The organism is Catellatospora bangladeshensis (assembly GCF_016862575.1).
Taxonomy (GTDB): Bacteria; Actinomycetota; Actinomycetes; order Mycobacteriales; family Micromonosporaceae; genus Catellatospora; species Catellatospora bangladeshensis.
On sequence record NZ_BONF01000038.1, the window covers coordinates 118,935 to 133,083 of the forward strand.

5 protein-coding genes and 1 pseudogene are annotated in these 14,149 nt (G+C 70.2%); 4 read left to right on the forward strand and 2 right to left on the reverse strand.

Annotation, left to right across the window (positions count from 1 at the left end):
* Nucleotides 1–113: 113 nt before the first annotated feature.
* Both Cba03nite_RS29305 and Cba03nite_RS29310 read left to right on the forward strand, forming a co-directional pair.
* Nucleotides 114–1,271, forward strand: a complete 1,158-nt coding sequence (locus tag Cba03nite_RS29305) for an N-acetylmuramoyl-L-alanine amidase (RefSeq protein WP_203752972.1) — start codon at nucleotides 114–116, stop codon at nucleotides 1,269–1,271.
* On the forward strand, nucleotides 1,268–2,569 hold the full coding sequence (locus Cba03nite_RS29310; protein ID WP_203752975.1) for a DUF2786 domain-containing protein: 1,302 nt from the start codon (nucleotides 1,268–1,270) through the stop codon (nucleotides 2,567–2,569). The genes Cba03nite_RS29305 and Cba03nite_RS29310 overlap by 4 nt, the downstream gene beginning before the upstream one ends.
* A gap of 27 nt (nucleotides 2,570–2,596) precedes the next feature.
* Here Cba03nite_RS29310 and Cba03nite_RS29315 read toward each other — a convergent pair whose 3' ends face one another.
* Nucleotides 2,597–3,265, reverse strand: a complete 669-nt coding sequence (locus tag Cba03nite_RS29315) for a GNAT family N-acetyltransferase (RefSeq protein ID WP_203752978.1) — start codon at nucleotides 3,263–3,265, stop codon at nucleotides 2,597–2,599.
* Between the two features lie 266 nt (nucleotides 3,266–3,531).
* On the opposite strand from Cba03nite_RS29315, the gene Cba03nite_RS29320 reads away from it, so the two are divergent.
* Both Cba03nite_RS29320 and Cba03nite_RS29325 read left to right on the forward strand, forming a co-directional pair.
* A complete protein-coding gene (locus Cba03nite_RS29320; protein ID WP_203752981.1) occupies nucleotides 3,532–4,794 on the forward strand; it encodes an aminotransferase-like domain-containing protein in 1,263 nt (420 codons plus the stop codon).
* Nucleotides 4,795–4,801: 7 nt separating this feature from the next.
* Nucleotides 4,802–5,785, forward strand: a complete 984-nt coding sequence (locus Cba03nite_RS29325; RefSeq protein ID WP_203752984.1) for a D-alanine--D-alanine ligase family protein — start codon at nucleotides 4,802–4,804, stop codon at nucleotides 5,783–5,785.
* Nucleotides 5,786–6,297: 512 nt separating this feature from the next.
* Here Cba03nite_RS29325 and Cba03nite_RS29330 read toward each other — a convergent pair.
* Nucleotides 6,298–6,891, reverse strand: a pseudogene (locus Cba03nite_RS29330) (hypothetical protein); the annotation flags it as partial.
* Between the last annotated feature and the right edge of the window lie 7,258 nt (nucleotides 6,892–14,149).

Here is a 14,149-nt window from a genome sequence, read left to right on the forward strand (position 1 = left end):
TAATGCCGCGAACCGGGCGGCGCGCCGTTTCGAGCCAGGTTGGAGACTCACCACCCACCGGCACGGCGCGGTAGGCTCCGGTGGCATTTGTGAGGTTTCCCAGGAGGTCCGTCGTGCGAGCCATCAAGCGCGGTGAGCGCGGCCCGGCCGTCACCGAGATCCGGTCGATTCTCGTCGCGCTCCGCCTGCTGCCGCCGGCCCCCGATCCCGCCGAGGCCGAGTTCTTCGACCCGGCCACCGAGCGGGCCGTGCGCGCCTTCCAGCAGGACCGTGGGCTGTCCGTCGACGGGGAGGTGGGCGCGGAGACCTGGCGCGCCCTGGACGCCGCCCGGTGGACGCTGGGCGCCCGCATCCTCTACTACAGCGTCACCAACCCGCTGCGCGGCGACGACGTGCGCCAGCTCCAGGAACGCCTGCTGGAGATGGGGTACGACGTCGGCCGCACCGACGGGACGTACGGTCCGCGCACGGCGCGCGCGCTGTCGGCGTTCCAGCGGGAGATGGGCCTGGCCCCGGACGGCTCGTGCGGCCCGGAGACCCTGCACATGCTGCGCCGGCTCGGCCGCAAGGTGGTCGGCGGCTCGCCGCTGAAGCTGCGCGAGGAGGTCACCTTCCGGCACACCGGGCCCAGCCTGGTCGGACGGCAGATCATCATCGACCCCGGCCACGGCGGCTCGGACCCGGGCGTGGTGGTGCCGGACGGCCCGCTCCGCTGGACCGAGTCGGATCTGGCGTACGACCTGGCCACCCGGCTGGAGGGCCGGCTCGCCGCAGCGGGCATGCGCGTGCACCTGACCCGCGGCCCGCTGCCCATCGAGGCGCCCAGCGACCTGGACCGGGCGCAGCTCGCCAACGAGATGGGCGCCGACCTGCTGATCTCCCTGCACATCGACGGACACCACAACCCCCAGGCGGACGGCGTCGCCACGTACCACTACGGCACCGAGAACGGCGTCACCTCGACGATGGGGGAGCGGCTGGCCGGGCTGGTGCAGCGGGAGATCGTGGCCCGCACCGGCCTGCGCAACTGCCACACCCACGCCAAGACCTGGGAGCTGCTGCGCTACACCCGCATGCCCGCGGTGCGCGTCGACGTCGGCTACCTCACCTCGCCCAAGGACCGGGCGCAGCTCATCGACCCGATGTTCCGCGAGCGGGTGGTCGAGGCGATCGTCGCCGCCGTGCAGCGCATGTACTACCCCGTGGAGATCGACGTGAAGACCGGCACCATCGACGTGAGCGCGCTGCGGATGGCCCTGCCCAGCTCATGACCGCCGCCACCACTCCTTCCACCGACGGCGCCGCCGCGCACCGCCGCTACGCCGACCGGATGTTCGCCGAGGTCCTCGTCGCGCTGCGGCACCGGGACCAGCGGGGCTTCCGCAGGGCGTGCGACGACGTGTACGCGAGCACCCTGGACTCCGGCGCGGTCGGCGCCGCCGCCCTGCACGCGGCCGAACTGGCGGTGCAGCACGCGTGGGACCTCAACTGGCAGCCTGCGGAGCTGGACCACGCCCTGCGCCGCTTCGCCGCCAAGGTCAAGGCTCCGGCCGCCGTGACCGCGTGGATGACCCGCCTGCTGAGCGACGCCAGCGCGGGGCGGATGCGGGCACACGCCCCCGAGACCGTCACGGCCCGCTGGCACTCGCAGCTGGAGGTGCTGGAGGCGGCGGTCTGGTGGGGCGCCGACGAGGAGCACCTGGCCGGCTTCGGGCAGCGGCACGGGCTGGACCGGCTGAAGGTGCTCGGCGGCGCGTTCGAGCTGATGCGCTGGATCCACCACGAGCTGCCGCGCCTGGAGAAGGCCGGGCACGCGCCCGGCTCGCCCGTCCCGCCCCGGCGGACCGCGAGCCGCGCGACGCAGGCCGCGGACCAGCGCATGCTGGACCGCATCCGGGCGCTGCTGGCCAAGGCCGAGTCGACCGGGTTCCCGGAGGAGGCCGAGGCGTTCACCGCCAAGGCGCAGCAGCTGATGGCCCGGCACAGCATCGACCACGCGCTGCTGGACGCCACCGCGGGCGGCGGCGACGGCCCGGACACCCGGCGCATCGTCATCGCCAACCCGTACGAGGGCCCGAAAGCGCTGCTGCTCCAGGTCGTCGCGAAGGCCAACAACTGCCGCGCGGTGAACTTCAAGGAGTACGGCCTGAGCACCATGGTCGGCTTCGAGACCGACCTGGACGCCGTGGAGCTGCTCTACACCTCGCTGCTGGTGCAGGCGGTGCGGGCGATGACCGCCGCGAACGCGCGGCCGGACCGCTACGGCCGCAACGACGTGCGCTCGTTCCGGCAGGCGTTCCTGAGCGCGTACGCCGACCGCATCGGCGAGCGGCTGGCCGAGGCGGCCGAGGAGGGCCACGCCGAGGCGGCCGCCGGCACGGACCTGGTGCCCGTGCTGGCCGCCCGCACCGAGGCGGTCACCACGGCATTCGACGAGCTGTTCCCGAACCGGACGACCGGCACGGCGCGGATCGGCAACCTGGCCGGCTGGGCTTCTGGCCGGGCCGCCGCCGACCGGGCCGACCTGGCCGCTCGTGCCCCGCTGCCGCGGACCGGACGGGCCGGCTAGCCGGGAGCGGGGCCGGCCGGTGGCGCGCTAGTTGGTCGTGCTGCGCACCGCCGGGCGCACGCCGGGGCGCAGCAGCTCCGGGCTCATCGAACCGAGCAGCTTCTCCAGCGCGTACTCCACGTCTGATTTCCACGACAGCGCGGTCCGCAGCTCCATCCGCAGCCGCGGGAAGCGGGGGTGCGGGCGGACCGTCTTGAAGCCCACGGCGAGGAAGAAGTCGGCCGGGGCGAGGCAGCTGAACTGGCGCGAGTCCTCCTCGGCGTGCTCGCCGAACTTCGCGTCGCCGAACGCCTCGATCGCCTTGACGCCGCGCTTGGTGAGGTCGCGGGCCACCGACTGGATCAGCACCCGGCCCAGCCCGCCCCCGGCGAACGCGGCGACCACGTGCGCCGTCATCAGCTGCACCGCGTCGGGGGAGACCGGCGAGGTGGGGAAGGCGTTGCCGCGCGGCACGTACATCGGCGGGGCGTAGAGCACGAACCCGGCCGGCATGCCGTCGACGTAGGCGATCTTGCCGCAGGAGCCCCACTCCAGCAGGGTCTGCGAGACCCACGCCTCCTTCTCCAGCCCGGGATCCCCGGCGGCGCACGCGCGTTCGGCGGAAACCGGATCAAGCTCCCAGAACACGCAGTTCCGGCACCCCTTGGGCAGGTCCTCCAGGGTGTCCAGCGTCAGATTCACCACTCTGCGTGACATGAGCAGCTCCGTGCTTTTACCGCGGCAGGCACCGCGCAAGCCGACTTATGGCCCGTCGCCGAGCCAACTAACCGACTTTACGCCCGATTACAGCCCTGCTGCACCTATCCCGGAGGATGGATTCGACCGAATGTCGGTTCAGGGGGCACCTGACCCAGCGTACGATTTGACGGCCAGCTGTTTGTCCAGGCCGGGGAGGGACCGTGTCGGAGACGGGCACCACGCTCGACGATTACACCGATCGATATGCGCAGCGTATCGGCGGGATGACCGCTTCCGAGATCCGAGCTCTCTTCGCCGTCGCCAACCGCCCCGAGGTGGTCTCCCTGGCCGGCGGTATGCCATACATCTCCGCGCTGCCGCTGGACGCCGTCGGCGAGGTCATCGGCGAGCTGGTCGCCAAGCAGGGCGCCAGCGCGTTGCAGTACGGCCTCGGCCAGGGCATGGCCGAGCTGCGCGAGCAGATCTGCACCCTGATGGCCGACGTCGGCATCGACGCCTCGGTCGGCGCGTCGCCCGACGACGTCGTGGTCACCATCGGCGGCCAGCAGGCGCTGGACCTCATCTCCCGCCTCTTCCTCGACCCGGGCGACGTCGTGCTCGCCGAGGGCCCCACCTACGTCGGCGCGCTCGGCGTCTTCCAAGCCGCGCAGGCCCAGGTCGTGCACCTGGCCATGGACCACGACGGCCTCATCCCGGCCGCGCTGGAGACCGCGATCGAGGAGCAGCGGCGGCTCGGCCGCCGGGTCAAGTTCCTCTACACCATCCCGACCTACCAGAACCCCGCCGGCGTCACCCTCTCCGAGGAGCGGCGCGAGCAGGTGCTCGACATCTGCGAGCGGGCCGGGCTGCTCGTCATCGAGGACGACCCCTACGGCCGCCTCGGCTTCGAGGGCGAGGCGCCGCGGCCGCTGCGCGCCCGCCGCCGCGACGGCGTCTTCTACCTGAGCACCTTCTCCAAGACCTTCGCGCCCGGTCTGCGGGTGGGCTGGATCCTGGCCCCCCACGCGGTACGCGACAAGCTGGTGATCGCCACCGAGGCGAACATCCTCTGCCCGAGCAACTTCGCCCAGTCCGTGGTGAGCACCTACCTGTCCACCATGCCCTGGCGCCAGCAGCTCAAGACGTACCAGCAGATCTACGCCGAGCGGCGCGACGCGATGCTGACCGCGCTGTCCGACCTGATGCCCGAGGGCACCACCTGGACCCGTCCCGCGGGCGGCCTGTTCGTCTGGGCGACCCTGCCCGCCGGGCTCAACTCCAAGGCCATGGTGCCCCGCGCCATCGCCGCACGCGTCGCGTACGTGCCCGGTACCGGCTTCTACGCCGACGGCACCGGCCAGCAGCACCTGCGGCTCAACTTCTCGTTCCCCGCGCCCGAGCGCATCCGGGAGGGCGTCCGCCGCCTGGCCGGCGTGGTCGAGCAGGAGCTGGCGGTACGGGCCGTCTTCGGCGACACCGGCCCGCTCGACGCGGCGATGGAGCTGCCGCGGCCCGGTGCGCACGCGCCCGGTCCCGACTTGGCATGATTCGAGGGTGACCGCACCGTCCACCACGCCCGCCGTCCCGGCCGACCTTCGCTGCCTGGTGCTGGCGGGCGGCCTGTCCTACGAACGCGACGTCTCGCTGCGATCCGGTCGCCGCGTGCTCGACGCGCTGCGCGCCGTCGGCGTCGAAGCGGACATGCTCGATGCCGACGTGTCGCTCCTGCCCTCCCTGAAGGCCGATCCGCCGGACGCCGTCTTCATCGCACTGCACGGCTCCACCGGCGAGGACGGCTCCCTGCGCGGCGTGCTCGACCTGTGCGGCGTGCCGTACGTCGGCCCCGACGCACGGTCCGCCCGGCTCGCCTGGGACAAGCCCTCCGCCAAGGCCGTGCTCGTCGAGTGCGGCATCCCCACCCCGGAATGGGTGGCGCTGCCGCACGACCGGTTCTCCGAACTCGGCGCCGTCGCGGTGCTCGACCGCATCGTCGACCGGCTCGGCCTGCCGCTCATGGTGAAGCCCGCCCAGGGCGGCTCGGGGCTGGGCGCCGCCGTGGTGCGCGACGCCGCCGCGCTGCCGGCCGCCATGGTCGGGTGCTTCGCATACGACCAGACCGCTCTGGTCGAGCGCTATGTCGAGGGAGTCGACGTAGCCGTCTCCATCCTCGACCTGGGGGAGGGGCCGTTCGCGCTCCCGCCCGTGGAGATCGTGCCCAGCAACGGCGTGTACGACTACGCCGCCCGGTACACCGCCGGCCTCACCACCTGGCACGCGCCCGCCCGGCTGTCCGCCGAGACGGGCGCCGCAGTGGTCAAGACGGCCCTCGCCGCACACCAGGCGCTGGGCCTGCGCGACCTGTCCCGCGTCGACCTGATCGTCACCCCGGCGGGGGAGTGCACGGTCCTGGAGGTGAACGTCTCCCCGGGCATGACCGAGACGTCACTGCTGCCGCTGGCGGTCCACGCCGGCGGTCTCGACCTCGGTGACGTCATCGCCCGCCTCGTCACCCGCGCCGCCGCCCGGCCGAGCGCTTAGCCACCGCCCTCGGCCCCTCACCCAGCCCCGGCGTCCGGCGGCCCACCTCCGGGTCGGCTTCCGGACCCGGGCGGCTACCCACGCCAGGCGTGTGAAACTCGGGGTCCCAGACCGATCGACGTGTCCGGGCACACCGGCCAGGCGCTCGCGCAGGGCGCCGGCGTCGAGGCTGATCGGAGCACAGCCGACGCCCGCTCCCGGACCCGGAACTCCGCTCCCGGACCTGGGAGCCCGCTCCCGGAGCTGGGGAATCCGCTCCCGGAGCGGCGCGCCCCGCAAGGTGGGTCGGGCCTCGGCTGCGGTGAAGATCGCTAGTTCGTGTCGAGATCTGCGGTCAGACTGCACTTTCTGACACGAGACCGCGACCTTCGACGGCCAACCGGCGCGTCCGGGGTGATGAGGGCAGCACGTGGCGGAAGCAGCGAGCACCTGAGAGCAGAGCGAGGGCCGCAGCTTCTGTATAGAAGCTGCGGCCCTCGCGGGTTGATATGTGGTGTGCCTCAGTCGTCCGTGAGCTTGGCCGGGGCCTGCCAGTCGATGCGCGGCGGCTGTGCCAGGGGCGTCCCGCCGAACTCGGCGAGCCACGCGGCGACATGCGCCAGACTCTCCCGCCACTGCTCCTCCGGGATGGGCGGCAGGATGTCGTCCCACAGCGGGAGGAACGTGCCGCGCAGCTGGAGCTGACCGTGCGGGCGGGCCATGAACCACACGTGCAGGTGCGCGGCGCCGTCACCCCACCGGTACACGTGGACTCGCGCAACACTGTCGAGCGAGCGGATGGCCCGCTCCAGCCGCACCGTCATGACACCGAGCTCGGCCGCCAGCAGGTTCGGCAGATCGCCCAGGTCGAGGTGCGACCGCGGCTCCAGCATCAGCACCATGGGCAGGCCCGTCGGGCGGTCCATGGTGCGTACGCGCCAGCGCTCGTTCACCCAGATGTAGGCGTCGTCAGGTGCCGTGCAGGCAGTGCAGTCGGCGGAGTCCTCACCCTTGCGAGCAGGCTCCGACTCGACCGGCGGGTCAAGATGCTTGATCTTGAAATCGCCCTCGAAGGGGAACGAGGGCCAGGTGGTGAAGCCGGGAAGGGGCATCGGGGTATCGGCCACCTGCAGAATCTAGCCCAGCCTGCCACTCCTGTCTTCCCCCGCCTGTGGATTTCCGGCCCGGGTTTCACGTGAAACCACAGGCCAGGATCTCCCTGTGGATAACTGTGTGGATAGCGGTGGCACACCCTGTGGAACGTGACATCGTGAGCGCCGCCACGAATCGGGTCTACACGTTGACGCCATACGTTTCTACGTGCACATCCCGTTGGGGGAACGGGGTTTCACGCGATGGGGGAGCTGTGTTTCACGTGAAACACGGCCTGTGGATAACCCGGCTTCGGCTGTGGAAAGAGGACAGTGCAAGGCTGTGGACAGGCGATACGTGACCTTCATCGCACTCCGGCGGGTGCATGAAGATCGTTAACCTTGGGCATGCGTACCTGTTGATACCTACGGGATGCGATGTGGGCAGGGGTGTGGGCAGGCAAACCGCCCGGTCCCGCGACCCCGGTCGAGTCGGTTACGCCATGACGACCTCGGCAGGTGCCGACAACTAACTGGGTCGGTCGATCCTTAGTCGAAGTTCATCGATGTACGGCTACTGCTCATCGCCGGACGGGGTGGGATTCCGGCGTTCAGCGCCAGGTAGTGGAGCACGAAAGCTCTCCGAGTGGCCCGTCGCTGGCAGCGGATGCCCGATTCCCCATCGCTGCGCGGGCCGTGTGCTGCTTCGACTAGGGGCGCCCTCGTGCGGCGGGCACCACATCAAATGGGCCGCCTCGACCAGGTGGGCCCTCTGGACCCTCCGGGCACACCGGATTCACTAGGCCCACCGGATTCACTAGCCCCACCGGACTCACTGGCCTATCGGACCATCTTGCCGGCCTACCCGGCCTGCTGAACTCACTGGGCCAACTTGCCCACCAGGTCCAAGCCGACCCTCGCCCAAGGTGACGGGCAGCAACAAGGGCGGGGGCGTCTGGTAACTGACCGGCGTCCGCGCCCAGCCCTACCGCAACCGGCCGGTCCGGCCTTCATGGCCGCCTGCGCTGACCGCGCACCACCTAGCAAGCCTGACCTGTGACCTGTGACCTGTGACCTGTTGCCGGTGCCTTCGCCGCCGTAGTCACCGACGTGCGCCTGGCCGGTCGCCGTACCGTGGGTGTCTTGTCTGCTGAGGTGCTCATCCGCCACCAACCCGACCGTGCCGTTGTTGCTTTGCCGGTTGGAGAGGCGCGATACGCGGCAGTGCTGCGCCCGCCCGGCATACCCCCGGGCACCGACCTCGGCCGCGCGCCGGTCCGCGCGAGGTAAGCCGACCGCTCACCCGGGAACTCCCTGGGTGCGCGAACCTGGCCGCCCGCCATGGACACTCACCTGGCCGGTGTCACCGCGGTGCTCGCGGCCGGTGTCGCCGCGGTGCTCGCGCTCGCCTCCCGCGGGGTCCGCGCGGCCCCGCCGGGTCCGGCCACCGCGCGGTCGGCGCCGGCGTTCAGGGCGCCCGGATCGAACGGAGCACCGGCCACACCTCCGCCAACCGGGACCGCGGACCGGTGTGCGGATGGGACGCGCGGGCGCTCCGGCGGCCAGCTGTCCACCGGAGGAATGGCCAGGCCGAGCGCACCGGCACGCGGCCAACGCAGCAGCCGCCGAGCGGCGTCCAGTCGTCAGTCGCACCTTCCAGACGGGGTGCTACTCGTAAGCGACCGGAAAATGCGGGTGGCGTCCGGCCAACTACCGACCTGCGAGGGCTGTTCTAGACGGCCTACTGCGCCGCCTTGAACGCCAGTCCATACGCCTGTCGCGCACACCAATGCGGCGCCCAGGGGCGGCCTGGTCAGGTGCCAGTCGCTTCGAGTCAGCCGAGCCGGCCGACGCACGGCCCGCGGCAACTTCTAGCAGCGGCGCGGATTGCGGGACCACTGCGGTTGCGCCCGGCCTTGGCCCTCCGGTGGCAGACCGATACTTTCCGGGCCCTCCTGGACCAGGCAGGCTCGTAGTGGCGGCTTTGTCTTCATCTTCGTCTTCGCCGGATCCACCGCTTCTGGTCACGTGCAGGTCCGGTTCGGGGTGTTGGCGACCGGCGCGGGAGCGGGCCTTCAACGTCGCGCACAGGTTCTGGGTTCCGGCTCTCCGGGGAGGCACCTTCGACTTGGTGGATCCCACTAGTCCGGGTCCAACCGCGATCTGCCACCCGCCGGGTGCTGCCACCGGAACCCTCTCCCTGTGGTGTCCCCCTGATACCAGCGACGGCCAACACGCCGCGTTCCCAGATAGAGCGGCCGGTGGGACAGAACGCCAGCGGCTGGTCGGACCAACTGCAGTGGATATGGTCGAACGTCGTCGCTCACCCAGCGCACCAACTGTGGCCCGGGGCACCCTCGAGTCCACGACAACTCGTTTCCTCGTTCCGTTCACGCCGCCGACAGGGGAGGGCTCGTGGGCCGGGTCCTCGCCGCTCTCACAGAATCCGACTGGCTCACAGAACTGACCTCGCGGCGGGGTCACCAGCGGCAACCGGCGCTCCTCGAACCCGATGCCACGTCCCAACGGACTCCGTGTGCCGTCGACAACAACCTGGGTCTGCCTCCATACCGCCCAGGTGGTCAACCCGTCGGACATGCCGGGCTGGTCGCGGTGACGGATCGACCGGTTGCCGGGGCACCATCCCGGTACTCGACAACCGTGTCGGTCGGCGTATCCCTGAGCCGCCCGGACTCGTGTCCGGATGAGGCACGGCGAAGCAGCGGGGCAAGATTGCCAAGTCCTGCCGCCGAGTCGGGCAACATCCACCGAAGGCTTCCAGCACCTGCCGTCGGCAGGTCTAGAGGCCATAGCCGTCGGATCCCGTGCTGCAGCCCTGTTGTCTGTCCGAGGTGCCGCTTGTCCGGGCCTGTCTCCTACTCGGCGCTGTCGCCTGATCGGCCCGGCTCCTACAGCAGACGCCGCGCAGTTGGGACGCAGGTGTGTCGAGGGCAAGGCGCGTCGCTGTACGCCAGCCCTGTCGAGCCGAACCACAGCACACATCCCGATCCTCATGGAGGCGCCGCCCGCCGGGCTCCCGCCGCACAGGCGGACGCGAAGTTCAGTAGGCAGGCGCATCTGACTTCTTCGTCCAGATGCCGGCCGGGTCGTGCAGTCGATTGGGGAGTCCGCGTTCGGCCCCGATCGCGCAGACGGCAGTTCGACCGCGCGGAAGCTGATCTCCGTGTTTCACGTGAAACCACACCCGCCGTTGTCGCAAGTCCGCCGATCCGCAGGCGGTCTCAGCGCAAGGGTACGAGGGCAGTTTCGCACTGGCACCGACGCCGGCGCCTCGCGGCTGACAGTGGTGGGCCGACAAAGCCGGGGCGCCGGCCGACGCGCAACAGCACATCCTCGGAATACACCGACCCCGCGACAACCGGAAGACCACGGCCCGCCGCCTCTGGCACTGCGGCCCGACGCCTCTGGCACTGCCCACTCCAGAGCATTCCCACGCGGGATGAAGGCACGCGTGCGGCAGGAGATACACGCGATGTCCGGCACGGCCGACAACACAGGCGGCTCCCGGAAGTGGAGTCGCTGACACCCAACCGTCGTGCGGACATGCGCGCCAACCGGGCTCTGTTCCGAACGCGGTCGACCTCAAACACCGCCTGCCGGGCGGGGCTCACGAACCGAGTCCTGCTTCGGGCGAGGGACTTCCCTTACGCGGAACTCGGGTCCGTACGCCTGGCAGGCCCGTTCGAGAAAGCGGTTGGCGCACCTCCCCATTGCCCCTCCGACGTCGTCGCTGTGACGAATCCTCCACGGTGCACCGCATGGCGGTGGGCCGGTCCAGTCAGCGCCCCGGTTCTGGGCCGCACCTACTGCGGAACGAGGCATCAGAGTCGGGCGAGGTCTGTATCCGGATACGCGCGGCCGGCCACTCTGTCGTACCGACGGGACGTTGTCCATCCCGATGACGATCAAGGAGTGCTCGTGGCGGAGTCACGCCTTAGTCCGGTTGAGTCCGGCACAGCAGGCTTCGGTCGCGACGGACACCGTGGCCCGACGGTGCCATCCGACGCACTTGCTATGCACTGACGGCTCGCACCCACCGCTGGACCTCCACACGCGGGTGTCAGTTGTCGGGCACCGTCGGCGGAAGTTCAGCGCGCCGCACGTAGTAGGGCGAGCTCGCGTGGTTCAGGGGCAGCTCCTGCCAGGAGAAGCGATTGTGCCGACGTCCGTTCGCCCCGCCCAGAGAAGGAACCGTCGGGGTCTCCCCCGGGCAGAAGCCCAGCCGTATCGCCGAACACTCGCGAGAGCCAGCAACCGAGGTGGTGAACGCGGCTTCGCGGAAGGCGCCCGTACGGCGGCGAAGTTCGATCTCCATGTTTCACGTGAAACAGAGAAGGCGCCTCCGGGCGCATCCGGCAACGGATACACAGATGCAGGCGCCCGGCGGTTCATTCCGACTGGCACCGACAACCGCGCGCCGCACTCGGCAGGCGGTTACACAATTTCGAGTTGCCCCTCCTACCGTGCGTCCGAACCGCGGCCCCGGATCGAAATACCCGAACCACGTGAACCGAAACCATCCGAGGGACACAACGGACCTGCCGACGCGATCGGTCCTTGCGTCTCGGCCAACCCCACCCAGCGGGCCGCGGCCCACGATTCGCGGTCTTCAGGTCAGACGACGCCGCATCTACACGTGCCAGGTCCGCGCTGTGCAACTCCAAGGACTGCCCGGGTGCCCATGGACCCCTGAACGACTCCGTCAGCCCCGTTCACGCAGCAGGGCTCTGGTCGGCACGGGCAGGGGAAGGGGAGTAGCCCTCTACCGGCTGGCCCCAATCGTGTCGTCGTAGGCGACGGCCGGAGTGAGACACGATCCTCCCCGGCATCGGAACACCGCCGACTTCCGCAGTTCGAGTTGGCGCGCGTCGCGGCTCGACCTGTCGTCATAAGTCGCCAGTCGTGCGCCCGGACAACGCCGCGACTCCGGCTAGTTCGCTGAACCTCCCGTCGTTACGTCGTTGGCGTTCCAGTCCTGTGCCGGTTCCACGGAGCGCCGGCTGGGTTGTCCAACGCTCGCCCGTTCGGTTTGCATCAGTGGCGGCGCCAAGGGAATCCGTGCCGATCGACGACCGGGTCCGGGTTCTGGCCGGTACGCACCCGCAGCCTCCTCCCAGTACCAAGCGGGTCCTTCAGGGGTGCACGGATGGCGACGCAAGCAACCACACGCTTGTCCCAGCCCCGTCCTGCAGTGACTCGCGGCGCGCTGCCGTCGCCCATACACCGCTGGGGCGCCACCCGCGGCAGGTCCAGCCCGTTGGGTGCGGCACCGCCGCCCGTCGAGTGTCGCCAGACGCGATGCCACTCGTCTCCGGCACGAAGCGATCCGTGCATGAGCGTTCCCGCCAAACGCCGGTTCGCGGCCCGGGTGCCGGTGCCGTCGCCCCCACTGCACCGGATGAGCGAAGGATCAATCCGTGTCGGTGTCGCCACACCACTCAGGGTGTGCCGTCGGCGCGGCAGTGCGAGAAAGCGCGGTACGGGTGGACCTCCTTGCCCGCCAGCCGTGGGAATCGCTCACCGGTGCGCCTCGCCGATGTTTCACGTGAAACCGGCGCGACCTACCGGCCCGTCAGAGCAGAGGTCGGCGGGGGAGTCCTCCCCGGTCCGCCATCCATTGCTCGGCAGATTCACCCGCCATCACTCGACGGATCGTTGGGCGGCTCGGATTCACAACACCGCCAACGCAGAGTCGGTGGCGTGCGTACCGCTCTCGGCGATCTGACCAACTCGGTGTAAGCGCGTGGGGGAGCAGATCTGGATGGTCAACGCTCTCGTCCAACTCGCCGCGCAAGGCGCTCACCGGAGGCACCGCCGCCCGTTCGGACAGACCCGGCTTGAACCCTGAAAGCAGCACGCTTCAACCCCTCGCGGTCGGCCATCTCGTACTTGAAACCACGGTGCCGACGGATTCCCGCCATCCGGATGGTGTGTCATCGCCTGAACCAGGTTGCCGCCAACTAGTCCCGGACGGATGCCGTTCGTGTTTCGGCGTCAGGAATGCCCAAGTTCAAGTCACCGGGCGATCGCCCCGGCCACGCGAGCGAACGATGAGGGCCCTTCCCTCACATCGCCCAAGTGCTGCCCTCACGTGCCATCCAGACCCGTGGCGAACTCGATCCGCCCGCGATGCGGCACCGGCGCAGAGAGCATTGCTACGGGGCATGGTCACAACTGAAGGTTCGCGATGACACCGGCCATGGCTCTCATGCCATCCCAGGGCCGCGCGACCGACCCAATCGCCGGTCGGGGCCGGCGCGCCATGCGACTCTGGTTCGCCGCGAACCGTGCAAGGGTGCCACCGGCGCCGGGCCTCGTTGGTCCAGCGCGGCGAGCACGGGCGCGCGGCCGGCGCGGGCGCCGTCGGCCAGGCTGGCGAGCACGGGCCGGTCCCCGTCGGTGATCGGGCTGTTGACGGTGGTGTTGTTGGGGATCGTCAGTAGGGCGGATGGCGGGGGCGTGCCATAGGTTTGGCAGGTCTCGGCAGCCCCCCAACCGGGAAGGCTGGACGGTCTCCGAACTCAGCGCACTCGTAGCCAGATCGAGAACGGCAAGTAGGCCCACCCACGGGGTCGCCCGGAACGTCGTGTCCCACCAGTTTCCGCGAGGCGACGTATTCGGCACTTCAGCCGCCTATCGCAGGGCGCAGCCGGGGCTCGCCGCCTGTCGCCACGACGTCTGTACTCACCCCATACGGCTAGGCGTGAGTCTGGTCGCCCAAGCCCCGCCGTTTCCGCTCAAGGTCGACCCAACGATGGCAGGCGCTTCAGAAGGTTCACACCACCCAGTCCGGAACTCCCTGGAGGTTCACCCGAGGGCGGCAGGCGAGGTCCGACCGCGGTATGTGGACTGCCCAGTCTCGGCAATCGAGACTGTCGCGAGGGCTGGATGTCCCGAGCGAGCGTGGAGACCGACGCGGGTCCCGCCCACGCCTCGACCCGCCCACTCGACTCGGGCCTCAAAGTCGGCGGAGGGCTGAGCGCCGGTCCTCTTGCGGGGTCCTCTCGCGGGTCGCGTCCAACTCGCTGAGGTTCCCTACGTTCCCTTACCCACGCGTCAGTGCCTCACCGGCTGCCATCAAGCCTTCTGCCCAACCCGGTCCGCGCGCATCGCGGACGACCAACGATCTCCGTGTTTCACGTGAAACATCGCGCAGCACCCAGCGGTCGGAACTGACGAGTCGCCGCGGCCCGCCCAGTAGGCGCGCACATCCGCCCGCCGAAGCGCGGAGATCTTCGTAGCCCGCCGAAGCGCGGAGATCTTCGTAGCCGGA

What these genes read in the sequence shown, in the direction of transcription:
- Cba03nite_RS29310 (WP_203752975.1), top strand. Translation starts at nt 1,268, where the DNA reads ATGACCGCCGCCACCACTCCTTCCACCGACGGCGCCGCCGCGCACCGC.
- Cba03nite_RS29315 (WP_203752978.1), bottom strand. Translation starts at nt 3,265, where the DNA reads ATGTCACGCAGAGTGGTGAATCTGACGCTGGACACCCTGGAGGACCTG.
- Cba03nite_RS29320 (WP_203752981.1), top strand. Translation starts at nt 3,532, where the DNA reads ATGACCGCTTCCGAGATCCGAGCTCTCTTCGCCGTCGCCAACCGCCCC.